The sequence below is a fragment of the Corynebacterium sputi DSM 45148 genome (genome assembly GCF_000427865.1).
Taxonomy (GTDB): domain Bacteria; phylum Actinomycetota; class Actinomycetes; order Mycobacteriales; family Mycobacteriaceae; genus Corynebacterium; species Corynebacterium sputi.
The window spans coordinates 40,978-67,336 of sequence record NZ_ATYV01000013.1; the positions used below are offsets into that span (position 1 = coordinate 40,978).

A 26,359-nucleotide genomic window follows, 5' to 3' on the forward strand; every position below is an offset into this window, starting at 1 on the left:
AGATTCGAATCAGCTCACCAGCTTGGTGAACAATGGTTTCCGTGACCGAACCCGACCCTTCTCAACCTTCCGTGCCCAACGGGCAGGTGCCGCATACCGGACAGCGCGGACGTATCCGTCGTCCAACTGCGCCTGCCCCGGACCCGACGCGCCGTGAACCGCGCCGCGTCGAGCAGGCACCGGACTTGAGTCGGTCCCCTCGTGAGGCATCGGCCATCGCCGTCGCCGAGGAACACACCGACGATTCACGCCCGCGGGCAACAGACCGAGATGTCGTTCGCTCGACCGGCTCGATGGCCATTGCGACGCTGATCTCTCGCATCACTGGATTCGTCCGCAACGCAATGATCGGTGCCGCCCTCGGTGGCGGTGTCGCTTCTGCGTTCAACGTCGCCAACACTCTGCCCAACCTCATCACCGAGATTGTCCTGGGTGCCGTGCTGACCTCTCTGGTCATTCCGGTGCTCGTGCGCGCAGAGAAGGAAGACGACGACCACGGCGAGACCTTCGTCCGCCGCCTATTCACGGCGGCGATGTCGATCCTGATCGTGGTGACGGTAATCGCCGTGATCGGAGCGCCATTCCTGACAAGGATGATGCTGTCGTCTGAGGGGCAAGTGAACGTCGATCTATCGACGTCCTTTGCGGTTCTACTCCTGCCTCAGATCCTTTTCTACGGCGTATTTGCGCTGCTCATGGCGGTGCTGAACACCAAGGGAGTGTTCAAACCGGGGGCCTGGGCACCGGTGGCGAACAACATCATCGCCATCGCGACGCTGTCTTTATACATCTTCCTACCTGGCCCGAAGCTCAACGACGGTGGCAGTTCACTGTTCAACCCGTACGTGCTGTTGCTCGGCATAGGCACCACCTTGGGTGTCGTCCTCCAGGCAGCGATCATGATCCCGCCGCTGCGCAAGGCCGGGGTCAACCTCAAGCCGCTGTGGGGCATCGACGCCCGCGTGAAGCAGTTCGCCGGCATGGGTATTGCGATCATCGCGTATGTCGCCGTCTCCCAGCTCGGCTACGTCATCACCATGCGAATCGCCTCGGTGGCGAACGAAGCCGCCCCGCTGCAGTACCAGCAGGCATGGCTGCTGCTGCAGGTGCCGTACGGCATCATCGGCGTCACTCTGCTGACGGCCATCATGCCGCGACTGTCTCGCAATGCCTCTGATGGCGACAACGTCGCGGTGATCCGTGACCTGAACGTGGGCACCAAGCTCACGATGCTCGCGCTAGTTCCGATCGTGGTGTTCTTCACCTTCTTCGGCCAGCAGATCGCCAACGCGCTGTTCGCTTACGGACAGTTCACCTCTGAGCAGGCCGACGTCATCGGTTGGACGCTGTCCTTCTCCGCGTTCACGCTGATCCCGTATGCACTGGTGCTGTTGCACCTGCGTGTGTTCTACGCCCGAGAAGAAGCATGGACCCCGACCTTCATCATCATCGGCATCACCGTGGTGAAGGTCCTGTTGACCCTCCTGGCTCCGCTGATGGCCACAGAGCCCTACCTCGTGGTGGTGCTCCTTGGTGGTGCGAACGGTTTCGGTTACATCGCCGGCGCCGTCATCGGTGTGCTGCTGCTGCGCCGCACCTTGGGTTCGCTCAACGGCAAAGAATCCTGGACGACGTCCATCTGGGCGTTCGGCGCAGCTCTCATCGCCGCGATCATCGCGTTCGGTTTCGACTACCTGCTCGGCATGACCCCACTGCAGGATCTCGGCTCCATCGGATACTTCATCCGAGTGGCGCTCTCGGGAATCTTGTTCCTCACGATCACCGGCCTGGTGCTCATGCGCTCGCCGCTCCCAGAGGTCCGCACAGTCGGCTCCATGCTTGGCCGGATCCCGGGTCTGCGTCGTTTCGCCCCGGCACCGCCGACCGCCCAGGACGCCCCGGACCTTCCGGATGCTTCCGACATGATCGCCGGTGGCGCCGATCCTCTCGGTGTCGCCAACGACGGCATCATCGGCTCCCCGCTGCTGCCGCCGCTGCCCACCGAGGCTGCTCGTGCTCCCCGCTTCGTGCCAGGAGAAATTATTGGTGCCGGCCGCTACCGCCTCATCTCCGAGACGGCCAAGCGCGACCGCATGCGGATGTGGAGGGCGCAGGATCTCACCTCCCCGGACAAGGACGAGATCTCCTTCACCTACATCGAAGCCGCCGACAAGACTCGTTCGATCGCGGAGATGACCCGAGCGCTCAAGCCGCTCGAGGGCCCGGGCCTGACCCGTATCCGCGAGGTGCACACCACCCGCACCACCGTCATCGTCATCAGCGACTGGGTCGCAGGCGCTCCCTTGAACACCGTGGCGTCTGAGGCCCCGAACCCGGAGGCCGCCGCCCTGGCTGCTTCTGATCTGTTCGAGGCAGTAGCTCGCTCACGTGAGGCCGAGGTGCCTCTCGGCATCGACAATGCTGACCGCCTCCGTGTCAACGTCGACGGGCATCTCGTCCTCGCGTACCCGGCACCGCTGCCGGGGGCGAACACCGACGAAGATCTGGAAGGTGCCACCCGCGCGCTGGAGATGCTCCTGCGCCGCTGCTGTGAAGAGATCCCCGAGGGCATCGAGACCATCGCAGAGAATGCGCGGACCACTGACCCTGCGGTGACTGCCCAGCAGCTTCGCGACGCCGCCTACGGTGACGGCGGCTCCGACCTCTCCGTCGAGCCCGAAGCCGCCGACTCCACCTCCGGCCGCTTCCTGGCCCCGGCACAGGCAATGTCCCGGAAGAAGCAGTGGGGCGTTGGTGTCTCGGTCGTCGGACTGAGCCTGGTCGGTGCCGTTGGCGCCGCCACCATCTACGCCCAGGTCAACCAGAGTGAAAACGCTCCACTGTCCCAGGATTCCCTGCGCCGCGGTACCGAGATCGTTGAGAACGTCATCGCCTCCGACCGCCAGATCGCGTCGGTGAATGAGTGGCAGCTTCCGACGGACAATCCGCTGTCTGACCTGGACAACCCGGAAAGCGCTGGCCTCGCCGCTGACGGAGACCTCAACACTTCCTGGAGTAGTTCCGAATATTTGGAGCAGTTCGCCGAACCGCCGCTCGGATTCAAGCAGGGCATCGGTCTGGTCGTGACCTTGGACGCCCCGGCGACACCGACATCCGTTGAGATCGTTGGAACTGACGGAGTCATGGTCCAGGTCTATGCGGTCGAGGACGGCGTCGATATGGATTCGGTTTCCTCTCTCGATGAGCTCACCGAAGTCGGCGAGGCCCGCCTCGGCGAATCGCCAGGTGCCAACGGTAACGGTGGCACGGAGACTCCGACGACCACTGCCACCACTGCCGAGAACGACGGCAATAACGCCGCCGAAGGCGATCCCGGTTCCGATTCCCTCAATGGCACCGTGGTGTCGTTGACCGGTGCTCCGCAGACCGACCGCCTGCTGATCTGGGTATCCGAACTGCCGATGGAGCAGCCGAACCTCGTAGAGATCAACGAGGTTGCCGTCCGCGCACGCGGATAGTTCTCCACAGTCGCGAAGTTATCCACCATCGGGCCGGGCCCCTTCCACTTTCCGTGGCGGGGCCCGGCCCTCGGTGGTTTCATCCCCATCATGAATATCGGGGGACACAGCCGGGGAGACCATGAGAGATCTACTAAAAGACAGGAGCTATCGGACGCGAATCTGTTGGCAGCGCACCGGGCAGGTGATTCCCGGGCGTTCCCACGGCTGTGGGCCAGACACTCCGACAAGCTGCTGAAAGTTGCGCTGCGGACCACCAGTTCCGAAGACGATGCCCAGGACGCAGTGCAGGAAGCTTTCTTGAAGGTCCACCGGAAATCGGAAGGTCTGCGGGAGGACTCTTCGGTCTCCACGTGGCTGCACCGAATCACGCTGAATTCGATCTACGACAACCATCGGAAGCTGGGCAAGATGGTTCAGGAACCGGTCGATCATTCAAAGGTCCACCTGCTTACTGCCCAGGAGGACTATCAGAACGGACAACAATTCGGTGTCGCCGTCGGTCAGGTCATTGAGCTAACTGTGCGGGACGCCATGGAGAAACTCCCGGCGTACCAACGGGAGGCCATCAACAAGATGGATATCCAGGGACTGACTACCGAGGAGACCGCGGATGACCTTGGCGTGTCCGAGGGCACGGTGAAATCCAGACGAGCCAGGGGCCGACGCGAACTGCGGAAGATCCTCACCTCAGCGCCTCTACCCAAGCCGGTCCGACCGCCAGCTCCGTCGGTGAGCTTGCCGAGGGAATGTGCGGCCCCGTAGACACGTTGTCCCGGATGGACACGCCGGAACGCGCGCGGCCACCGATCTAGTTCCCGACCCGCTAGTTCCACAGCGGTAGGCTGCTGAGAGATTTCCGGAACATCGACCTGAGGGAAGACGAACAACTCATGACGGACAACACCATCCACGACGTGATCATCGTAGGCTCCGGCCCCGCCGGATACACCGCCGCTATCTACGCAGCTCGCGCTGAGCTCAAGCCGGTGATTTTCGAGGGCATCGAGTTCGGCGGTTCCTTGATGAACACGACCGAGGTCGAGAACTACCCGGGCTTCGCCGAGGGTATCCAGGGCCCGGATCTGATGGACCAGATGCGTTCGCAGGCAGAGCGCTTCGGTGCAGACCTGCGGATGGAGAACGTTGACCGCGTGGAACTGACCGGTGACGTGAAGTCCGTGTGGGTTGGCGACGAAGAGCACCGCGCCCGCACCGTCATCCTCGCGACCGGCGCAGCTCCGCGTTACCTGTACGTCCCGGGCGAGCAGGAACTGCTCGGACACGGCGTGTCCTCCTGCGCTACGTGCGACGGCTTCTTCTTCCGTGACCATGACATCGCAGTGGTCGGCGGTGGCGACTCCGCGATGGAGGAGGCAACCTTCCTGACGAAGTTCGCCAAGTCTGTCACCGTCATCCACCGTCGTGAGGAATTCCGCGCCTCGAAGATCATGGAGGAGCGCGCCCGTCAGAACCCGAAGGTCAACTTCGAGCTGAACAAAACCGTGTCGAAGGTTATCGGTGAAGGCTCCGTCTCCGGCCTGGAGCTGACCGACGCCGTCACCGGTGAGGTCTCCCACCTGGATGCCACCGCCATGTTCGTTGCTATCGGCCACGATCCTCGCTCGCAGCTGTTCGCAGACGTCATTGATACCGATGCCGACGGCTACGTGAAGGTCGAGGCTCCCTCCACCCGCACCAACATCCCTGGCGTCTTTGCCGTGGGCGACCTGGTCGACAACCGTTACCAGCAGGCGATCACTGCAGCCGGCACCGGCTGCACGGCTGCTCTGGACGCCGAGCACTACCTGCAGAACCTGTAGGGACCGCCTAGCCGAGGGCATGCGGATTCGACGAAACCGCTGTTACACTCATCGGCATCAGGCTAAGTCAATCAAATCTTCTCAAGCCATAGGAGAAATCATGGCCACTCAGATCGTCACCACCGACACTTTCCGCACTGCGGTCGTAGAGTCCGATAAGCCCGTCCTCGTCGACTTTTGGGCTGAATGGTGCGGCCCCTGCAAGAAGATCGCCCCCGTTCTGGAGGAGCTGTCCGAAGAGCTCGGCGACTCCGTCTCCATCGTGAAGGTCAACGTGGACGAGGAGCGTGCGCTGGCCACGATGTTCCAGATCATGTCCATCCCGTCGCTGTATGTCTTCAAGGACGGCCAGAAGGTCGACGAGATCGTCGGAGTCCAGCCCAAGGCCTCCATTCGAGCGAAGCTTGAGGCTCAGCTGTAGCTGGTAGTCTGGACCTCGCGACCCAGTCATCCTGACTGGCGCCGCGAGGTACTTTTTTGTGCGGAAGGGTCTGTGATTCGTGGTCGAGTTTCTTCGAGTAGGGGATAGAAATCCCCGTGTCGCCGAAGTACGCGGGACGCTTGCCCGCCTCGGTCTGGTGCAGGACTATTCAGGCGATGCGACGGCAAGCTCGTCGCCCCAGTTTTCCGGGGAAGACGACTTGTATGACGCCGGGCTGGAGTCGAGCGTCCGCGCCTTCCAGCAATCTCGCGGCATCCTGGCCGACGGAATTATCCGTGACCAGACCCTGCACGCGATGCGGGAAGCGACCTACAAGCTCGGCGCTCGAGTGCTCCAGTATGAGCCGCTGTCCGAACTCACCGGTGATGACATCGGTCAGCTCCAGACGACTCTTCAGGAGCTGGGTTTTTACACCGAGCGGATCGACGGTCACTTCGGCATTCACACTGACCGAGGCCTGCGTGACTACCAGCAGAACTACGGCTTGAGGGTCGACGGTGTCTGCGGTCCAGTGACCCTGCGCGCCTTGGACTACCTTGGCCGTCGTGTCACCGGTGGATCCGCAGCGACCTTCCATGAACGTGAGAAGGTCCGTCGTGCAGGTCCGAACCTTTCCGGTAAGCGCATCGTCATCGACCCGGGCTTGGGTGGAGACGACACCGGCCTGACCGTCGCCGGACCCTATGGTCCGATCAGTGAAGCCGAGATCCTGTGGGACCTGGCTTCTCGTATCGAAGGTCGAATGGTCGCCGCCGGCGTGGAGACGATCCTCTCCCGCCCGCGTAGCGGCAACCCTTCGGTCCGAGAGCGTGCCGATTTGGCGAACGCCTTCGGCGCAGACGCGGTGATTTCGCTGCGCGCGGACCGGTTCCACAATGACAAGGCCAATGGCGTGGCCTCTTTCTACTTCGGTTCTCCAGAAGGCCACACCTCGCTCGTCGGCGAACGTTTGGCAAGCCTCATCCAGCGTGAGATTGTCGCACGCCTTCCTTTGACTGACTGCTGGACCCACCGACGCACCTGGGACATGCTTCGCATGACTCGAATGCCTGTCGTGGAGATCGCATTGGCGTACCTGACGAACCCGAAGGACGTCTCGATTCTCACCTCCCCGGAGCAGCGCGACAAGATCGCCGAAGCCATCGTCGTGTCAGTGAAGCGCCTGTACTTGCTGGACAACGATGACCGCCCGACCGGCACGTTCTCGTTCAAGGAATTGCTGGCCTCCGAAGGAAACTAACGCAGCAGTACCGACACCTGGTCGGTACGAATGAAGGGGCGGACCATCATGGTCCGCCCCTTCTTGGAATCTCTAGCGATTGAGTTGCGCCAGCAACGCCTCTGCCATCTGCGTAGCAGCGAGGTGGTCGAGAGCTTCGCCGACAGCACTGCTCCAGTCCCAGTCGCCATCCAGTTCCAGTCGCAGTCGGGGATGGCGCTGATGTGGCTTTACGACGGTAAATCCGGCATTGAGCAGCACCCGCGTCTGCGGAACATCTCCGGATCCATGACCGATATCGCCCAGAGTTCCTGGGTCGCAGGCAAGTCGGGCTTCAGCACGTTCGAATTCCCGAATCATTGCTTCGGCCTGGTCGAGGCTGTCCTCGATGTCGAATGGGTTGGCGTCGTCAAGCGAAACCGCAAGCGACAACTCCCCAAGACCGGGCTGCTGGTCGGCGGCCTCGCCGCCGCCAGAGCAGCCGAACGCCTCGATCGCTTTCACACCACGGGCGGCAAGATTGTGCACCACCGCTGTGATCAGCGCGCCCTCGTAGCCGAGGCCAAGATACTCCGGCTGGATGTGCAGGCTCGACAGCAAGACGGCATCCGGGGAGACCGGCCCTGAGGCCATAGTCCTGCTCTTCGGCATGTAGAGGGCAGGAGCGAACAGTACGGTCGCCACGGCAGGGGAGAACTCATTTTCGCTGACGGTGTAGCCGCACAGTCCCCACTCATAGGTGACGGAGTTCAGCCACGCTTCCTTCTCCAGCATCGGATCCTCGACCTCTGCGTGACCACCACTGATGCGGTCAGCGGCCGGGATGCCGAGGACACGGTCCGCAGATATCTGCTGGTCACCGGCGTCGGGCGCCTCTGCCATCTGCCAGAACAGACTTCGGTGGGCGCTGGGGTGGAGGCGATCCAGGTTCGTCAGCGTGATGGCCTCGATATGTCCTGGTGCCATATGGGACCTCCCTCGTTGTGTCGGTATCGAACGGACGCGTGGACGCTGTGTCCTCTAGTCCTGCTCGGTCCCGAGAATGTCCATGATCCGGTCGAAGTCCTCCAGATCACCGAATTCGATGACGATCTTGCCCTTCTTCTTGCCCATCTGAGCCGTGACCTTGGTGTCGAAGCGATCAGAGAGACGGTCCGCGCTATCGGTCAGTCGCTCCGGCTGGGGAATCTGCTCACGCGGCTTCGGCGCCGGTTCCACGCCATCGCGGTTCGCGAGGGTGACGGCTTCCTCGGTCGCGCGGACCGAGAGACCTTCGGCGACAATCCGACCTGCCAGATCCTCCATGGATTCCTGGCCAGTCTTCAGTCCAAGCAGAGCACGCGCGTGTCCTGCGGACAGGACACCCGCAGCGACTCGACCCTGGACCGGGACGGGGAGCTGCAGAAGGCGGATCATGTTGGTAATCATCGGGCGGGAGCGACCAATTTTTTCTGCCAGCTGAGCCTGGGTGACATCGAACTCCTCGAGAAGCTGCTGGTAGGCAGCGGCTTCTTCCAAAGGATTGAGCTGGACGCGGTGGATGTTCTCCAACAGGGCGTCGCGAAGCATCTCCGAGTCGTCCGTCTCGCGGACGATCGTCGGCAGAGTGTCCAGACCAGCGATCTGGGCAGCGCGCCAACGGCGCTCACCCATGATGATCTCGAACTCAGGCTGCGGCGCCTGCGGATTACGGCTGCGGGCGACCTCCAGAGCACGAGCCCTACCCTCACGGGGGATGGAACGAACCACGATCGGCTGCATGAGACCGAACTCGCGGATCGAATGGGCCAGCTCATGGAGCGGCTCATCATCAAAAGTCTGGCGCGGCTGCTCCGGGTTCGGTGCGATGACAGGCACCGGAATCTCCCGGTAGGTTGCACCAACCACTAGGGGAGAGGCCTTCGAGGAGGCGGATTCTGCGGCGGGGCCGTCTCCTGGCGCGGTGGCCGAGGAAGCCTGCGGAATCGACCGGCCGACCGGTCCGAGCCCTCCAGGGGAGCGTTTCGACGCCGACTTGCTCGTCTCGGCACCCTGAGCCGAATCGGATTCGACCTCGGCAGCCGGACTGGCCTGCGGCTGCTCCTGAGCCGGTCGCACCCGGGAAGGGCCGAACAGTTCGTCAGCGGCGCTGTCACCCAGTGCGGGCCGACCTTCCCCTGACGTCGGAATCAGGGCGGCCAGCCCACGGCCAAGCCCACCCCTCCGGGGTTCACGTTTCCCGGCTTCCTGCCTGTCCTGAGTCATCATCTACCTCGTTGTGCTGGTCACCGCATTCCTGCGTCTGACGTTAAGTGGTCGGATCCGCCGCGCCGGCCCGCTCCTCGGCGGGTTCGACACCGATTGCACCGGAAGAGGCTGTGGGAAGAAGATTACCGCGTGCGGCCAGCTCCTTGGCTGCGTCCATGTAGGCCAGCGCGCCGCGGGAGCCGGGATCGTAGGAGATCACTGACTGTCCGTATCCCGGCGCCTCCGACACCTTCACACTACGTGGGATCACATTCCGGAGAACAGCCTTGCCGAAGTGGTTTCGCACTTCGCCAGAGACCTCATCTGCCAGTCGGGTCCTGCCGTCATACATCGTCAGCAGAACCGCGGAGATATGCAGTTCCGGGTTGAGGTGCTGGCGAATCATCTGCACGTTGTTGAGGAGCTGGGTCACTCCCTCCAGTGCATAAAACTCACACTGGATCGGGATCATGATCTCATCCGACGCGGTCATCGCGTTGAGGGTGAGCAGCCCCAGCGAGGGCGGGCAGTCGATGATCAGGTAGTCGAACCCGTTCTCAATGAGGAACTCTTCGGTCACTGTCTGCTTCAGGCGACGCTCACGGTTGAACAGGTTGACCAATTCGATCTCTGAACCGGCAAGGTCCAAGGTCGCAGGAATGCACCACAGGTTCTCCGATTCCGGAGACTGCTTCATTGCCTCTTCCGGAGTGATCTCACCAAGCAGGAGCTCATACGTCGACGGAGTGCCACTGAAGTGCTCGACACCCAGTGCTGTCGAGGCGTTGCCCTGCGGATCCGAGTCGATAACCAGGACCTTGAGCCCGTGGTGGGCCAGCGCACTGGCGATGTTCACCGTCGTGGTGGTCTTGCCAACGCCACCCTTCTGGTTCGCGATAGTGATCCTCCGTGGCACCGACGGCTTCGGCAGGGACAACCTGTTCGGCGTCCTCACCTGGGCAGCACGGCGCGCCGCTTCCGCGATAGGTGTGTTAGCCCAGGATTTCTGGGACATGCTTGAGCCTCCGTCGCCCTATGGCGTGCATTGCTGGAACTGCTGACGAGCGAACCGGACCATTGGTCGGCACAGGTCTCGGATCGAGCCGTCTCTGACCACTGCCACTCTAGTCCCGACCCCGACACCGGTTCCGCAACAACGCCTGATGATTACTGACTAATTCTTGACGATGCGCACGACATAGGTCGGCGTCGTGTCGGTCTCTTCACCGATCTGCACGACATCAACTGTGCCGCCCTTGGCCTTGCGGATGAGCTTGCCGTCCCGCTCGATCTCTTCCGGGGCGCTGGAGCCTTTCACTGCAGCCATGACACCACCGGTCTTCACCAGCGGAAGCGTCCAACCGGCGAGCTTGCCCAGGGGAGCGACTGCACGGGAGGTCACCACGTCGAACAGGCCAGCCTCCTTGCGTACCGACGGCTCCTCAGCTCGACCGCGGATGACGCGGACATTGTCCAGCGCGAGATCGTCAACAACCTCTTGCAGGAACGTAGTGCGACGCTGCAGAGGCTCGATCAGCGTGACCAGGAGATCAGGTCGGGCAATAGCCACCGGGATTCCCGGAAGTCCGGCACCGGAGCCGATATCCGCGACGGTAGCGCCCTCTGGGAGGACCTCCACCAGCGCAGCGGAATTTAAGATGTGCCGGTCCCACAGCTTCGGCACCTCACGCGGGCCGATCAGACCACGGACCGTGGCGTGCTCCGCGAGCCAGTAGTGGTACCGCCGGGCCAGATCCGCACGGGATCCGAAGACCGACTCCACCGCCGTCGTCGGTTCAGCCACCTGAGCTCCGTCGTCCTGCACCGGACCGTCTTCCGCCATCTTCACAACCCTTCCCTCTGCGCCGCACCTGGACTCTGCGACGCTTAATCACACGTCAGTGTAACCGTCCGACATGCCCTTCCCAGACCACCTCCGGAGCATTGACCCCAGAACGCGGAAAACCGCCTGCCTCAAAATTCGAGGACAGGCGGTTCCTAGTGTGGACGGGCCGTACGGCAGTCTATTTCCGCTTCTTCTTCTTTTTATTGCCACTGCGTTGACCCGGTCTGGGTGCAGCACCGGGTTGTGGGGCATCGGGCACGTTAGCGTCCGCCGTCGCACCGGCATCCTCCGATGCCGAGACCTGGGCGTCGTCGGAGGCGGTGGGGGCGTCGACCACGTCGACGTCGTCAAGCGAGGTAGTTCCCTCAGCCTCAACCGGGTGCTGCGCGCCGCCCTTGTTCTTCTTGTTCTTCTTCGGCTTAGCGCCGACCTTCGGGGCGAGCTTTGCCTGCGCCTGGCGCTTGGCTTCCTTCTCAGCCTCGATCTCAGCAGCTTCCTCGGCGTCGAGCTTGCCGAAGACGTAGCGCTGCTGGAAGTAGGTCCAAATGTTGTTGGTGAGCATGTAGACCAGCAGGCCGATGGACCAGATGGCACCGGTTGCGAGGATCATCAGCGGGAAGAACCACAGCATGAGCTTGTTCATCAGCTCGGTCTGATCACCCATCGGGCCGGGAGCCTTCTGCTGCAAACCACGAGCCAGACGGTCTTGGGTACGGTTCACCGAGACACGGGCGTTGAAGTGGATAAACGCAGCGGAGAGAACCATCATCGGGATAGCGACGACGGCGATCTGGAACCGAGTGATGTCAACAGCAGCACCGGGTTCAACGAACGCCGCATACTGGTCCGGGCTCATGCCAATCGAACCGGACATCGGGGCGCCGAAGAGACGGGCAGACAGGAACGACTGCACATCGCCGACACTGAACATGTAGTTCGAGGTGTTCCAGTTCTCCTCCAGGCTGATACCAACCTGGCCGACCCCCTCACCGGTGCGGTTGAACGAACGGATCACATGGAACAGACCCAGGAACACCGGGATCTGAACCAGCATCGGCAAACATCCACGGAGCGGGTTGACACCCATCTCCTTCTGGATGCGGCGCATTTCCATGGCCTGCTTCTGCTGGTCGTTCTTGTACTTATTGCGGACCTCCTGCATGAGAGGCTGCATCTTCTGCATTTTCAGCATCGACCGCTGCGACTTGAACATCGGGCGGAAGAGCAGCAGACGAATCGTCACCACCAGCAAGACGATCGCCAGCACCCAGGACAGGCCGGACGAGGGGTCCAACACCAAACTCGCAGCTTGGTGCCAGAACCACATGATGGCCGAAATCGGCCAGTAAATGAAGTTAAGCACGGTGTACGGAGACTCCTGTCTTCGTTCGATCGGTAGGCCCGTCCACGTGGGCCGACCCTGAGGTTACCTGTGTAATTGCGTCAACCAGGAACGCAGTCCGGCGTACTCCACCGGTACTGGATCCCAGCCTCCGGGATGCCAAGGCGCACATCGCAGTATGCGCCCCACAGCCATCAAAGTCCCGCGGACGGCGCCAAAGCGACGTACCGAGACCAGACCGTATTCGGAGCAGGTCGGTTCAAATCTGCAACTGCCTCCGCCGCCTTTCAGCGGCGATAGTCTCCGGCGGTAGAAAAGAATGAGCTTCTCGACGGCCCGAGCCGGCCCCCGCATCACCGGAACTGGATCCAGCTCCTGGTCATCGAAGGAATTTCCGGACCGCTGATCGGACATCTTTGACCAACTCCAGACTCGTTGCTGTACCGGAGGCGGGGAGTGCCCTGATGACAATGTCTACGTCATCCGGAACCCCTGCAATTACATCTGCGGCGACATGGCGCAGCTTCCGCGACACAGCGTGTCTGGTCACTGCGTTGCCAACCGCCTTGGAAACGACAAGACCGACGCGCGGACCACCCGATCGGGCAGTCGGCACGTCGGCCTCATCAGTTACCTGAAGTATGTGCAGGACGATTGTCCTGCGCCCGATGCGACGTCCCCCACGAACTACCGACGAAAAATCGGCAGACCGGTGCAGTCGATGCTGCTGGGGAAGCACCGGGTTAACCCTGCTACGCGGTCAGGCGTGCACGGCCCTTGCTGCGACGTGCAGCGACGACCGCGCGGCCCGAACGGGTGCGCATACGAGTACGGAATCCGTGCACACGTGCACGACGACGGTTGTTCGGCTGGAACGTCCGCTTGCCCTTGGCCACGGTAAACACTCCTCTACTTTGGGGCGGTTGTCCGCGAACCGGACTAGGTCCGGACCGGGAGCCGCCGTAAACGGTTTCAAGCACCCACTGGTGGGTCGGCTCTGTACCGGCCCTGTGGGCCCGCGCGTGCTGACGCCGGAAGACCCGACGTGCACCTGCGGTGAACATATCGCCGCCCAAGATCGGACGATGGATATGACAGACGCAGGTAAGCGTACGTCCCGTTGCGTCGCTAAGACAAATCTGCGGGTGGCCCCGAATGTGCACCGATGCGCAGGTGAGACGGGGAAACGACCTCCAAAGTAAATTACATCTATGAAATTCACTGGTGGGACACAGCTTATCCACAGGCTATAAGTGCAGGCCAGGGACATAAGCTGTGGATAACTACATGGTCGAAAGCTTCGAAATCATGCTCGAAAACCAATATACGCGCTGGTCAACGTACAGTTGTGGAAAACTTGATTCCACCCCTCACAATGTGAATAATTCGGGGGAGAACAGCTGAATGGAGTTATCCACACTGTGTTGATAACAATGTGGAAACCCAGGCCAGACACCTTCGAAGACTGTGCACAAATATGTGCACTAAATGTCGAAGAGTGTCGACCGGACGTTGCCCGTACCCCGGGAAATCAACGTCCTGAGCGAGCGGCGGTCCGGGCCACATTCCCGGACTGCGAGCGGTAACCATCGGGCCCGACCACCCCAGAGGTGGTCGGGTTCGATTCGACGGACAACGACGGGACGACTGAGATGGATGCTGTACCCCAGGACTTCAACTGGGTTTGGCAGGAAGTGATCGAACAGCTGGTAGCTGCCAGTGACGATCCCATGCGGCCGGATCTCACACTTCGTGCGAGCGACAGGTCACTTCTTGCCAGCGTCCGCCCGGTCGGGCAGGTAAATGGGTATGTCCTGTTAACTGCTACGTCCACCCAAGCAAAGAAGCTCATCGAGGGACAGCTGTCCCATCACATCACGGCAGCATTGTTCCAGGTCACCGGCAAGAACCTGCATGTTGTCCTGACGGTTGCAGAGTCGGCCCCAGACAATGACGACCAGTACACCAACCCAGGCGCCGGTCAGCAGGGTGGCTTCCGCTTCGACGGACTGGATTCCAGCCAACGCGCCCAGTCGGCACAGCATCCGCAGAACCAGCAAAATCCCGGTTCTGAGCAGGTGCACGGTTACGACAACCAGCGCTCCCAGGTTCCGCAGTCCACGCAGCATCCGCAGAATCACCAGAACCATGGTTATGGTTCTGGTGCAGGTCAGCGAGTTTCTGATGACCAGGGTCGCCGAGATAACTCCGGCCACTATGGAGACCACCAGGCTCAGCTGCGGGACTCACAGACGCGTGACTACGGCTACCGCAACGACCAGGTCAGCGGATATAACGCATCTTCGGTGACGACTTCTCGTCCGGTCTCACACTCCCATTCGCAGGGGGCACCTAACCATTCGGTCCAGGGACCGGTCGGCGCGACACAGCAGTCCTCGCGTCCGAAGGTTCCGCACCAGATGAGTGACCCGGTGGAGGAGCCGACCCTCAACCGGAAGTACACCTTCGAAACCTTCGTCCAGGGCCCGCAGAATAAGATCGCCGCTGCCGCAGCGGTAGCAGTCGCGGAAAGCCCGGGTCGTTCGTACAATCCGCTGTACATCGCCGGCCCTTCAGGGCTGGGCAAGACGCACCTGCTGCACGCGATCGGGCACTACGCACTGAACCTGCACCCGCAGTTGAAGTTGAAGTACGTCAGTTCTGAAGAATTTACGAACGACTTCATTACCTCGCTTCGTGAAGATGCCCAGGAATCCTTCAAGCGTCGGTACCGGAACCTCGACATGCTGCTTGTCGACGACATCCAGTTCTTAGCAGGTAAGGAAGGTACGCAGGAGGAGTTCTTCCACACCTTTAATGCGCTGTACCAGACCAATCGCCAGATTGTGCTGTCGTCGGATCGTCCGCCGAGCCAGCTGGTGACGCTGGAGGACCGCCTGCGTACCCGCTTTGAACAGGGTCTATTCGCGGATCTTTCGCTTCCTGACTTGGAGACCCGAATCGCGATTCTGCAAAAGAAGGTCGAGCAGGTTGAGAGCATGTCCATCCCGGAAGACGTGCTGGTCTTTATCGCGGAGAACAACAACACCTCCATCCGTGCGCTGGAAGGCGACCTGCTGCAGATCAGTGCCCAGGCGTCCCTGCTCAAGCGTGCTCCCACCGTGGAATTGGCTCGTGAAGTACTGGGTACCCAGGTGGAGCCGGTAGAAATCACCGCTGAGCTCATCATTGGAACAACCGCCGAGTACTTCGGTCTTTCTGTGAAGGATCTAGAAAGTGACTCCAGGTCCCGTCCGGTGTCACACGCTCGACAGATCTCGATGCACCTGATCCGACGCATGACGAACCTGTCCTTGGTCAGTATCGGAGCGGCCCTAGGCGACAGGGACCACTCGACGATCAAGCATGGCGACGACAAAATTGAAAAGGAACAGGCGGTTAAGGAAACGACCCGCCGAGAAATCAAGGAACTCACCGCGCGGATCCAGGAGCAGGCGCGACTCTGAGTCATTCTGAACGGCCGGGCAACCCGTCAGGGTTTGCCCGGCCGTTTGCGCGAGCAGGGGTTTTAGGATGTGGAAAACCTGCGAACGATCAGGTGTACAACTTCCCACAATCTGGGGATAACCAGCGCCGAAGGAAGTTATCCACAACAACAGCTGTTTATCCACATTTCATGAACCACATTGTGAACAAGCTCTCCGACGGCACGACCTGCGGCGGAAGTGGTTTTCCACACTGTGCACACCCCCTACTACTACTGCCAACTATCTCCCTAAAGTCTTCAAAAAACAGAAGGCGTGTGGAAACTCAGTCCGGGCAACTTTCCGCGATCCTGTAATTACAAAAATTGCCAGGACAAGATCGGGTTCCCGGCGCGCTGCGACGATGCGCGAACGTGGAAACTGATTGATCCTGAGCGTTCGTCTAAGGCACTGAGACTGCGTTAGAGTGTGGAGTGATTTATGTGTGCCCGGGGGAGACCGAGAAACTGTCATCTTCCGTCGCGAGCACCTGCTTCTACTGAGAACTACTGAAGTCCCCTGCTCTGGCCGGGGACGCGGAGGAATGATGGAACCGACTGAAGTTCGCGTCCGCGCTGAAAAGGACGACCTCGCTGAGGCCGTCGCCTGGGTCGCTCGTAACCTGCCGACTCGCACCACGCAGCCGATCCTCCGGGGCATGGTGTTCGAAGCAGGTGCCGAGGGCCTGGAGATCACCGGATACGACTATGAGGTCTCCACCAGGATCCGCATTCCTGCTGACGTCAGCGCAGGAGGGCGATTCGCGGTCAACGGTCGACTGATCTCTGAGATCGTCTCCAAGATGGCGAACAAGCCGATCGACATGCTTTTTGATGGCACTAAGGTCCACGTCACCGGCGGGTCCTCACGCTTCGAACTTCCGGCAATGACTCTCGAGGATTATCCGGCTCTGCCGGAGACCCCCGCTGTCACCGCCACAATCGACCCCCGTGTCTTCACTGAGGCCATTTCGCAGGTCTCTGTCGCGGCAGGTCGTGACGAGACCCTGCCGATGCTCACGGGCATCCGCATGGAGTCCGACGGCGACACGGTGACGATGGCGGCAACCGACCGTTTCCGTCTGGCTGTTCGTACCCTGAAGTGGAATTCCAACACCGACGCCGCAGCGGAGCTCCTGGTTCCTGCCAAGACGCTCGCAGACACCGCTCGCACCATCGACACGCATTCCTCTGAGCAGGTCACCATCGCTGTCGGTGATGGCTCGGACGGCAAGGCCATCGGCGCAGACGGATTGCTTGGCATTCTCGGAGCGGACCGTCGCACCACCACTCGTCTGCTGGACGCTGAGTTCCCGAAGTTCCGACCGCTGCTGCCGAAGGCTCACACCGCCGTGGCTTCGGTGGAGATTGAACCTCTGCGTGAGGCCATTCGCCGTGTCTCCCTGGTTGCTGACCGTGGAGCACAGATCCGGATGGACTTCTCTGAAGGTCAGGTCCGGCTGTCGGCTCAGGCCGAAGAAACCGGTCGTGCCGATGAGGTTCTCGACTGCGCCTTCACCGGTGAGCCCTTGATCATCGCCTTCAACCCGGCGTATCTGAATGATGGCCTCGCTGCGATCAACACCAGCCGCGTCTTCATGGGATTCACCCAGGCCTCCCGCCCGGCGATCCTCGTCCCGGAGCCCGAGTCGGTCCCGGAGGCAGGTACTGACGGGATGTTCCAGACTCCGGAGACGGAATACACGTACCTGCTCATGCCGGTCCGTCTGCCGGGCTGAGTCGCCGGAGGAAGTCCGGAGTCTCATGTATCTGCGTTCGCTGTCCCTCCGAGATTTCCGGTCCTGGCCGGAGCTGTCGGTCGATCTGGAGCCGGGCATCACCGTCTTCGTCGGCCGCAATGGCTTCGGTAAGACGAACATCGTTGAATCCGTCGGTTATCTCTCGTCGCTCTCATCCCACCGGGTGAGTTCTGACGCGCCTCTGGTTCGCAGTGGTGCCGACTCAGCGCGGGTCTCTGCCACGGTCGTCAACGATGGACGTGCACTGGCCGCACATCTGCTGATCAACCCACACCGGGCCAATCAGGCGCAGCTGAACCGCACCAGGCTGAAGAGCCCTCGGGAAATGGCAGGGACGGTCCGCTCGGTGTTATTCGCACCAGAGGACCTCGAACTGGTCAAGGGCGAGCCGGCCCAGCGACGGCGATACTTGGATGACCTGCTTGGGTTGCGCCGGCCGATGCTCTCTGGTGCTCGCATCGAGTACGACCGCATCCTGCGCCAGCGCAACGCCCTGCTGAAGTCCGCGGGGCAGGCATTGCGCCGCGGATATGGGTCTGCAGATGGTGAGGCCGCTTTGGCGACCCTGGACACCTGGGATGGACAGTTAGCCCATGTGGGGTCCATCGTTACTGCCGAGCGCATTCTGCTGCTGCAGGAGTTGGCGCCACGCATCATCGACGCCTACGCGCACCTAGCGTCTGGATCCCGACCAGCCTACGTGAATTACCGCTTCCGCATCACTGAGAACGGATCAGGCCAGCAGAGCTCCGGGTCTCCGGCTCCACTGGACGAGTTGCCTACCGACGCCACCGTCATCGAAGCAATGATGCTTACCGAGATGGCCGAATCTCGACAGCGAGAGATCGACCGCGGTATGTCGCTGGTGGGTCCTCATCGTGATGATCTTGTGCTTACGCTCGGCAGTGACCCAGCCAAAGGTTTCGCCAGCCATGGCGAGACGTGGTCGTATGCGCTGGCCCTCCGACTGGCCTCGTATCAGCTCCTGCGCGATGAGGGCCCGGATCCGATCCTCATCCTCGACGACGTCTTCGCAGAACTCGACCAGCAACGTCGGGAAGCATTGGTTGCTATTGCGCAGCAGGCGGAACAGGTTCTCATCACCTCGGCGGTGGGGGAGGAGCTACCGTCGGCATTAACCGACGGTGGATACCGCTCCCACACCGTCACCGTCCGGGATACCCCGGACGGAAGGATCTCGCTTCTCGACGAACAGAGCCACGATGGCTGACCCAGACTCCCCACGTACCGCTGATCTCGGCGATTCTTCCTCCGACATGGTGGAGGACACGTTCCAGCGGATGCGTGCAGAAGCCCGTAAGAGAGGGCGACTGCCTGTGTTGTCAGCTCCTCCACGTCGTAAAGCACGGGGTGACATGCTCGCAGACCGAGTGAACATGGCATCGCAGACCCAGGACGTGACGATCCCTGGCCTTGGCAAAGTGACCCCACAGCGCGACGAGGGATTCCATGGAGTACCCCGTGACCGCGCTGGCACGAGGATCCCCGACAGTCTGTTGCGGTCGCGCTCTGCCAAGATTTATCGAGCCAGCCGACGTGATCCGCAACCGCTGGGCAAGGTCCTGATCAAGGAGATCATCGAACGTAAGTGGAATGCCGACATGGCGCGCGGCATGGTGGTGTCAAAGTGGGATGAGATCGTCGGGAACGAACTCGCCTCTCATGTGACGATCGAATCCTTCGATGAAGGTGTTTTGAAACTCCAGGCCAGCTCAACCGCGTGGGCCACTCAAGTGCGCCTGCTGCAGTCGCAGCTTTTGAGCACCATTGCCGACACCGTCGGAGATGGAGTAGTCAATCAGCTCAAGATCGTTGGCCCACCAGCTCCGAACTGGCGCAAGGGCCGGTACTACGTCAAGGGGCGTGGCCCGCGAGACACCTACGGTTGATCGGAATCGACGGCTCAAAGGCGCGTGAGAGGCCTAATTTCCTATGTTTTCCGGTGAACGAATGCCATCCGACCCATGAAAAACGTCTCAGAACGCGCCTCAGACCAGATTCGATGCCCCTTTAGTGTGGGGATACGGGTAGACTGGTCAGGTATTACATAAGGCTTAAAAGGCGCTTGAAGGCTTCTAGAAGGAGAACAGCTCCACGTGGCTGCCACCGAACATAATTACGACGCATCATCGATCACGATCCTGGAGGGACTTGAGGCTGTCCGGAAGCGTCCGGGCATGTACATCGGTTCGACGGGGGAGCGGGGCCTCCACCACTTGGTGTGGGAGGTTGTCGACAACTCCGTCGATGAGGCGATGGCTGGGCACGCGACGAAGGTCGAGGTGACGCTGCTGGAAGACGGTGGTGTTCAGGTCGTCGATGACGGTCGCGGTATCCCCGTTGACATGCACGCCTCCGGTGCCCCGACCGTCCAGGTCGTCATGACCCAGCTGCACGCCGGCGGTAAGTTCGACTCCGATTCCTATGCGGTCTCCGGTGGTCTGCACGGCGTGGGTATTTCTGTGGTCAACGCGCTGTCCACCAAGGTGGAGGCGGAGATCATCAATGGCGGAAACCTCTGGTACCAGAACTTCGTCAACGCTGTCCCGGAGGAACTGGTTCAGGGCCCGCGTAAGCGCGGCTCCGGTACCACGATCCGTTTCTGGCCGGATGCGGAAATCTTCGAGACCACTGACTTCGACTTCGAGACGATCGCACGACGTCTGCGTGAGATGGCATACCTAAACAAGGGTCTGACCATCACCCTGACTGACAAGCGCGTCAGCCAGTCAGAGCTCGAGGCCGAGCTTGAGGCTGAGGAACTCGCCGCAGCCGTAGAAGCTGAGTCTGCTTCGCTGGCCAAGGACGCCGAGGAGGCGAAGGAGAAGGACAAAGAGCGCAAGGCGAAGGTCACCGAGCGCAAGAAGGTCTTCCACTTCCCGAACGGTCTGGTTGACTACGTCACGGCTTTGAACAAGTCGAAGACTGCGATCCACCCGAGCATCATCACGTTCGAAGCAGCCGGTTCCGACCAGGAGGTCGAGATCGCGATGCAGTGGAACTCCGGCTACTCCCAGTCGGTCCACACCTTCGCGAACACGATCAACACGATCGAGGGCGGCACCCACGAAGAGGGTTTCCGTTCGGCACTGACGTCCCTGATCAACCGCTACGCCCGCGAGCGCAAGTTGCTCAAGGACAAGGATGCGAACCTCAGCGGTGAAGATGTGCGTGAGGGACTCGCGTGTGTCATTTCGGTGAAGGTCTCCGACCCGCAGTTCGAGGGGCAGACCAAGACGAAGCTCGGCAACACCGAGGTTCGTTCCTTCGTGCAGAAGATGACCAATGAGCACATTGCGCACTGGCTGGAGGCCAACCCGGCCGAGGCTAAGGCCATTATCAACAAGGCCATCTCTTCCGCGCACGCTCGCATGGCTGCGCGGAAGGCCCGTGATCTGGTCCGTCGCAAGTCCGCTACCGATATCGGTGGACTGCCGGGCAAGCTCGCTGACTGCCGCTCGAAGGACCCGAAGAAGTCTGAACTGTTCGTGGTGGAGGGTGACTCCGCTGGTGGTTCGGCGAAGTCCGGCCGTGACTCGATGTTCCAAGCGATACTCCCGCTGCGAGGCAAGATCCTCAACGTGGAGAAGGCCCGCCTGGACAAGACCCTGAAGAACGCCGAAGTTCAGGCGATCATCACGGCTCTGGGCACCGGTATCCATGATGAGTTCGATATCTCGAAGCTCCGCTACCACAAGATCGTCTTGATGGCCGACGCCGATGTCGATGGCCAGCACATCGCGACCCTGCTGCTGACCCTGCTGTTCCGCCTCATGCGTCCGCTGGTGGAAGAAGGCCACGTCTACTTGGCACAGCCGCCGCTCTACAAGCTCAAGTGGGGCAAGGGTGAGCCGGGTTACGCTTTCTCCGACGCTGAGCGTGATGCTCAGTTGGAGGCAGGACTGGCCGCAGGCCGCAAGATCAACAAGGACGATGGCATCCAGCGCTACAAGGGTCTCGGTGAGATGAACGCCGCCGAGCTCTGGGAGACCACGATGGACCCGCAGGTCCGTGTGCTCCGCCAGGTTGCACTCGAGGACGCGCAGAAGGCGGACGAGCTCTTCACCATCCTCATGGGTGACGATGTCGCGTCACGTCGTTCCTTCATCACCCGCAATGCCAAGGATGTCCGCTTCTTGGACGTCTAACCGAGCATGCTAAAGCCCTCGCCTTCTGGCGAGGGCTTTGATGTTTCACGTGAAACATCGCATTACAACGATTCGCTTTACGACGCCCTCTCCGCATCCCTCACTTGCATCGGATTGAAGATAGAGCCGCTGCATTATTTCCGCGGGAAGTGGAGTGTTTCACGTGAAACATTAACTAGACCAATGCCGGGGTGGCCACGCCCTGTGGTCACCCCGGCATCATTGTGAATGTGCGCTTTGTGCGAACCCTTAGCCCATGTACTGGCGGACTACTGCTTCTTGAACGTCGGAATCATCGGGGTGGTGGCCGTCGAGAAGGACTACATGGCTGTAGCCATCCAGGAGAAGGAACTCTCCATTCATGCGATCGCGGGTTGCTTCGCCGGCCGGTGTTCCCGTTACAGCAGTATCACCGGTGTAATGCAGGACGAGTGGCTGCCGGTCGAGGCTCGCGGGGGAGTGGTCAATCGCCGACTGTTGGGCAGGCCATCCCAGGCATAGCTGACCGGACTTCAGGCCCAGAGAGTTGAGCTCGAAGATGTCCCCACCAGTGAACGACTCTGCGTACGACTGGCCAATCAACGAGGGATCTGGAGCCACGATGTTGTCATTGCAGATGATGGCGCGCTCCAGCGTGGCAATGGACACCATCTGATCCATGAGATCCTGGTCCGTGAGTTCTTCCGGTATTTTCTGAACAGGAGTTTCTCCAGAAGCGATGGCACTAGCAAGATCAGGCCACGCGGTTTCGGTGTACAGACCTTCCATTGCCTTCGCGAAAGTGGGGGAGGTCTGCGCGGAGCTGCCCATAAGCGAGCTGACGAAGGAACTTCCACGCCAGGCAACTGGCAGGATTTCATTGGCTACAGGCAGGAGGGCGTCAGCATTGTTTGCGATGGTTTCAGGGAGATCGCCGACCTCGGCCGGCGGGGGATAGGCCTGACCGGGAGCGCCTGCCTCGTCATTCACCATCTGGGACCATTTCGTATAGACCTGCAGAGGGGTCGTGCCAAGGTGGTACTGATCGTCCCTGTCCGCCATCCACTGGAACATGGCGTTCATTCCGTCCCGGCGCCACGACTCCCTGGATGTACCCAGGTCGAAATATCGGGTGTCAGCATCGATACTCGAATCCAAGACCATCCCGTCGACCTTGTCCCCGAATAGCGTGGCGTAGGTGGACATCAGATCTGATCCATACGAGGTGCCGTACAGTCCGATCGTGTCTTCACCGAGAGCTTTACGAACCTCCTCCAGGTCCCGGGCAGTGTTCTCTGTGGTGACGGTCCGGGCATATCCCGGGGACGTAGTTTCGCAGGATGCGTAGAGCCCTCCGACAGTGGCGGCAATTAATCCAGACATCGGGATACCGGCGAGATCGCAGTCCAGGGGAGTGGACCAACGCAGCCCACGGGGTTGTACAGCGATCAGATCGAAGTTCTGCGAGATCTCTTCAGGCATGGAGATGCCGCCTTCGGCGAACATACCTAGAGCGTCGCCACCTGGACCACCAGGGTTGCCGGCGATGGATCCCTGGCTCTGTCCTGATGACGCAGGAACCCGACTTACCGTGACCGTGATCTGCTCTCCCGCCGGATCCGAATAATCACGGGGGACCTCAAGTTCCGCGCAAAGTGTCCCAGGATCGGTCAAGGCTGCAATTGGGCAGTCGGTCCATTCGAGATCCGGCATGGCGTCAGCGTTAGGGGAAGCATTAGCTGCCGGGGAGAATATCAAGGTGGACGCTACCGCGAGGGAGGTCGCAGGAGCCAGAATTCTACTCAACTTCCGTGCGTACACAGAAGAGGACTGGGCATCGGAGCCGGGAGAGTATGTTGTCACTGAATCATTCCGTTGTCGAGTTGAGTTGCTGAACATCATTGGGCATTGCATCTCATCGTAAGTTACGGGTGAATGACCGGGTGAACGGGGAGCCGGATTCACCCCGATGTTTCACGTGAAACTTACGTCGATTCTCAGGTGCGTTGCTGAAAAGATAGATATCGATGACTATTATTAGCCAGGTGAATGCGAATGAAGGATCCGTAACCCGGAATAATGACTGGGAGACCATCGAGGTGGTTTTGCCGGACAAATCGGTTACCCCACTGCTTGTCTTTACCCCGGAGGAAACTCCGAAGGGAGTAGTTGTTCTGTGGCCGGGCCTTGGCATGGGAGCGCGGTATTTCACTCCTATGGCACGGGAGTTAGCTTCGCGTGGTTACGGGGTGGTCCTATCGGAGCTTCGAGGGCAGGGTGGTCAGACCTCCAAGGCCACCAGGCGTAACCAGTGGGGCTATCACGACCTGGCGTCGCAGGATTATCCACTTGTTACGGCCGCTGCTCGAGGTCATTTCGCTGAGAAATATCCGGTCAAGGAGGGGTCGGACAGGCTGCCGCTGTACTTCATGTGCCACTCGATGGGCGGGCAGATCGGCATGATGTACCTGTCCCGGCCGGAGGCTGATGTCGACGCTGCCATCTTTATCGGGTCAGGTATCCCGCACTACATCAACTTCAGTGGAAAACAGCGGGCGCGGTTGCGGTACGGATCGCCGGTGATGCAGGTGTTCTCCACAGCGCTCGGCTACTGGCCCGGCGGTCGATTTGATCTTGCAGGCTACGGACGACAGTCCGGTCGGCATATCCGCGAGTGGGCCCGGTACTCGGCCGGAGGAAGGCTTAAGCCGTTCCGAACTGATTTGAATTACGACCGAGCCCAGCTTCAGATCACCACGCCGGTTCTCGCCCTGACGTGTGGCGGTGACTATGACTGCCCTCCAGAGTCGGCGAAGGATCTCGCGGCCCGACTTCCAAAGGCGGCGCGCTACGGCTACGTCCCCGAGGGGCTCGGGCACAATAGGTGGGCCCGAGAACCGAAGATCGTTGCCGACAGGTTTGATGAATTTCTCGCGAATGTCAGCGCCGGACAACATCACCCGTCGATCCTTTGACACCCAATTACGTCACGTGACGAATATCGTCCTACCTTCCCGGTAGGGCAGATAAACGTCACGTGACGAAATAGATCGTGTGGGGAGGGGACGTCGTAAAGCAGAAGTTTTTACGCGCTCTGGTGAAGTCCTTCAGCCGTACCCAAGGGGTCAGTCCACAATCCATGAAGTGCCACCGTGCGTGCCGCATCAGTGACCACCCGGCTGCCGGCGCATTGGATGCTGAGTTTGCGGTCGCCGCCGAGGTCCTTCCGGAGCATGGATGCGATGAGTTGAACGCCACGGCGGTCTGAGGTGAATGCCTCCCCCGCAAAGACGACCGACTCTGGGTCGACCACATCGACAGCAAGAGAAATAGCTCTGCCGAGCGCGAGCGCACGCTCATCCAGGATTCGCTGGCCGCTGAATACAACGGATTCGAATCCGTACTGACCCCCACTGGCGCATGGTGCGCCGACGCTTGGATTACCACCGCGGCACTGATCGCCAAGACCGAGAAGTTGAAGTTCCTCGTGGCATTGCGCCCAGGACTGTCTAGCCCTACTTTGACCGCTCAGCAGGCGCACGCCTTCCAGAGGCTTTCCGGCGACCGACTGATTCTCAATGTCGTAGTGGGTGGCGAAGACATCGAGCAACGTGCCTACGGTGACCATTCCACCAAGGAAGAGCGGTATGCGAAGGCCGGTGAAGTTCTCGATTTCATTGACCGAATTTGGTCTGAGGGAGCGGTAGGCGAGGGCGGAGGACACCCGATCGATTACAACGGCGATTACCTCGACATCACCGGTGCCCATCTAACAGGCCCCGCGCAGAAGCGGCCTCCTGACTTCTTCGGTGGATCTTCGGCCGCAGGAATTGCTACTGCTGCCGCTCACGCGGACACGTATCTGACGTGGGGAGAGCCCGTGGAACAGGTTGGAGAGAAGCTTGCCGCCGTCGATGACAAGGCGAGGACCCTCGGACGGACTGTTGAGCACGGTGTGCGTTTGCATGTCATCGCCCGAGCGACGGAGGACGAAGCCTGGGCGGAGGCACAGAAGCTGCTCGACGGAATTGACCCTGACGCCGTCCGCGCCGTGCAGGACGGATTGGCTCGCTCGCAGTTCGAAGGGCAGCGGAGAATGACTGAACTTCACGGTCGCGGGTCCAACTTCACTGCTAGAGCCGATGCCCGAACTCTAGAAATCGCGCCGAACCTCCGGGCGGGGGTGGGCTTGGTCCGAGGCGGTGCAGGTACTGCGTTGGTCGGATCTTATGACCAGGTCGCTGAAAGGCTGGCCGAATACCGGGCAGTCGGAGCGAGCCACTTCATTCTCTCCGGCTACCCGCACCTGGAAGAGACGTTCCACGTGGGCGAGGGGATCGTGCCTGCATTGCAGCGTCGCGGGCTGTCCGTTGCCAATCATCCGGATCCGGAGAATGCGGACTCCGAGGATGGCCATTTCGCCACACCCTTCGCCGACGCGTCGGCCTCCTGATCCACGACACTCGGCGCCTCGCCGCCTAGTCGCGGCGCACCCACACAGACAGAGAGGACTCTCCCGTGACCACAGCTTTAAATCCCCACCAGAGGGCAGCAGCTTCACCGGCACCGCATTGAGTCGCCCGGACTTCA

General features: G+C 60.9%; 21 protein-coding genes. 12 read left to right on the top strand and 9 right to left on the bottom strand.

All coding sequences use genetic code 11. From position 1 onward, the window contains the following. Positions 1–41: 41 nt before the first annotated feature. The 5 genes from murJ (at position 42) to YWU_RS0108180 (ending at position 6,984) form a co-directional block, all read left to right on the top strand. Positions 42–3,479 (top strand): murein biosynthesis integral membrane protein MurJ, encoded by a 3,438-nt coding sequence (murJ, locus tag YWU_RS15875; RefSeq protein ID WP_169718895.1) that lies wholly within the window; start codon positions 42–44, stop codon positions 3,477–3,479. A 90-nt stretch (positions 3,480–3,569) separates the two neighbouring features. After that, the gene (locus tag YWU_RS15880) at positions 3,570–4,244 is read left to right on the top strand and encodes a sigma-70 family RNA polymerase sigma factor (RefSeq protein WP_084141973.1); all 675 of its coding nucleotides are present in this window, start codon (positions 3,570–3,572) and stop codon (positions 4,242–4,244) included. Between the two features lie 128 nt (positions 4,245–4,372). Next, positions 4,373–5,302, top strand: a complete 930-nt coding sequence (trxB, locus tag YWU_RS0108170) for a thioredoxin-disulfide reductase (RefSeq protein ID WP_027020095.1) — start codon at positions 4,373–4,375, stop codon at positions 5,300–5,302. A gap of 100 nt (positions 5,303–5,402) precedes the next feature. Continuing rightward, on the top strand, positions 5,403–5,723 hold the full coding sequence (gene trxA, locus YWU_RS0108175; protein WP_027020096.1) for a thioredoxin: 321 nt from the start codon (positions 5,403–5,405) through the stop codon (positions 5,721–5,723). Positions 5,724–5,802: 79 nt separating this feature from the next. Then, complete coding sequence (locus tag YWU_RS0108180; protein ID WP_027020097.1) at positions 5,803–6,984, top strand: N-acetylmuramoyl-L-alanine amidase; 1,182 nt, start codon at positions 5,803–5,805, stop codon at positions 6,982–6,984. Positions 6,985–7,056: 72 nt separating this feature from the next. Here YWU_RS0108180 and YWU_RS0108185 read toward each other — a convergent pair whose 3' ends face one another. The 8 genes from YWU_RS0108185 to rpmH all read right to left on the bottom strand — a co-directional run bounded on the left by YWU_RS0108185 (position 7,057) and on the right by rpmH (position 13,273). Next, positions 7,057–7,929: a hypothetical protein gene (locus YWU_RS0108185; protein ID WP_027020098.1), complete on the bottom strand. Its 873-nt coding sequence runs from the start codon at positions 7,927–7,929 to the stop codon at positions 7,057–7,059. A gap of 54 nt (positions 7,930–7,983) precedes the next feature. Beyond that, entirely contained in the window at positions 7,984–9,207 is a 1,224-nt protein-coding gene (locus YWU_RS0108190; RefSeq protein ID WP_027020099.1) for a ParB/RepB/Spo0J family partition protein, read from the bottom strand. 43 nt (positions 9,208–9,250) lie between these two features. Continuing rightward, complete coding sequence (locus YWU_RS0108195) at positions 9,251–10,204, bottom strand: ParA family protein (protein ID WP_027020100.1); 954 nt, start codon at positions 10,202–10,204, stop codon at positions 9,251–9,253. A 159-nt stretch (positions 10,205–10,363) separates the two neighbouring features. Further along, positions 10,364–11,032 carry a 16S rRNA (guanine(527)-N(7))-methyltransferase RsmG gene (rsmG, locus tag YWU_RS0108200; RefSeq protein ID WP_051260193.1) on the bottom strand — a complete coding sequence of 223 codons (669 nt, stop codon included), beginning with the start codon at positions 11,030–11,032 and terminating at the stop codon, positions 10,364–10,366. Between the two features lie 181 nt (positions 11,033–11,213). Further along, entirely contained in the window at positions 11,214–12,398 is a 1,185-nt protein-coding gene (yidC, locus tag YWU_RS0108210) for a membrane protein insertase YidC (RefSeq protein WP_027020102.1), read from the bottom strand. 63 nt (positions 12,399–12,461) lie between these two features. Further along, the gene (gene yidD / locus YWU_RS17895) at positions 12,462–12,731 is read right to left on the bottom strand and encodes a membrane protein insertion efficiency factor YidD (protein ID WP_205618311.1); all 270 of its coding nucleotides are present in this window, start codon (positions 12,729–12,731) and stop codon (positions 12,462–12,464) included. 25 nt (positions 12,732–12,756) lie between these two features. Beyond that, positions 12,757–13,116, bottom strand: coding sequence for a ribonuclease P protein component (rnpA, locus tag YWU_RS0108215; protein ID WP_027020103.1), 360 nt, complete (start codon positions 13,114–13,116; stop codon positions 12,757–12,759). A 13-nt stretch (positions 13,117–13,129) separates the two neighbouring features. Beyond that, positions 13,130–13,273: a 50S ribosomal protein L34 gene (gene rpmH / locus YWU_RS0108220; RefSeq protein WP_027020104.1), complete on the bottom strand. Its 144-nt coding sequence runs from the start codon at positions 13,271–13,273 to the stop codon at positions 13,130–13,132. Positions 13,274–13,987: 714 nt separating this feature from the next. Between rpmH and dnaA the strand changes: the two genes are divergently transcribed. The 5 genes from dnaA (at position 13,988) to gyrB (ending at position 21,790) form a co-directional block, all read left to right on the top strand. Beyond that, complete coding sequence (gene dnaA, locus YWU_RS0108225) at positions 13,988–15,844, top strand: chromosomal replication initiator protein DnaA (RefSeq protein WP_051260178.1); 1,857 nt, start codon at positions 13,988–13,990, stop codon at positions 15,842–15,844. 565 nt (positions 15,845–16,409) lie between these two features. Then, entirely contained in the window at positions 16,410–17,600 is a 1,191-nt protein-coding gene (gene dnaN / locus YWU_RS0108230) for a DNA polymerase III subunit beta (RefSeq protein WP_027020106.1), read from the top strand. Positions 17,601–17,625: 25 nt separating this feature from the next. After that, a complete protein-coding gene (gene recF, locus YWU_RS0108235; RefSeq protein ID WP_027020107.1) occupies positions 17,626–18,852 on the top strand; it encodes a DNA replication/repair protein RecF in 1,227 nt (408 codons plus the stop codon). Continuing rightward, positions 18,845–19,531, top strand: a complete 687-nt coding sequence (locus tag YWU_RS18795; protein WP_051260179.1) for a DciA family protein — start codon at positions 18,845–18,847, stop codon at positions 19,529–19,531. Before recF ends, YWU_RS18795 begins: the two co-directional genes overlap by 8 nt. A 207-nt stretch (positions 19,532–19,738) precedes the next feature. Beyond that, positions 19,739–21,790 carry a DNA topoisomerase (ATP-hydrolyzing) subunit B gene (gene gyrB, locus YWU_RS0108245; RefSeq protein ID WP_027020108.1) on the top strand — a complete coding sequence of 684 codons (2,052 nt, stop codon included), beginning with the start codon at positions 19,739–19,741 and terminating at the stop codon, positions 21,788–21,790. 249 nt (positions 21,791–22,039) lie between these two features. Here the strand turns inward: gyrB and YWU_RS15890 are convergent, their stop codons facing one another. Then, positions 22,040–23,482 carry an alpha/beta hydrolase gene (locus YWU_RS15890; protein ID WP_169718896.1) on the bottom strand — a complete coding sequence of 481 codons (1,443 nt, stop codon included), beginning with the start codon at positions 23,480–23,482 and terminating at the stop codon, positions 22,040–22,042. Between the two features lie 332 nt (positions 23,483–23,814). Between YWU_RS15890 and YWU_RS0108255 the strand changes: the two genes are divergently transcribed. Together YWU_RS0108255 and YWU_RS15895 are read left to right on the top strand one after the other, a co-directional pair. Then, positions 23,815–24,744 (top strand): alpha/beta fold hydrolase, encoded by a 930-nt coding sequence (locus tag YWU_RS0108255; RefSeq protein WP_240484091.1) that lies wholly within the window; start codon positions 23,815–23,817, stop codon positions 24,742–24,744. Between the two features lie 338 nt (positions 24,745–25,082). Continuing rightward, positions 25,083–26,222, top strand: coding sequence for an LLM class flavin-dependent oxidoreductase (locus tag YWU_RS15895; RefSeq protein ID WP_084141981.1), 1,140 nt, complete (start codon positions 25,083–25,085; stop codon positions 26,220–26,222). Positions 26,223–26,359: the final 137 nt, after the last annotated feature.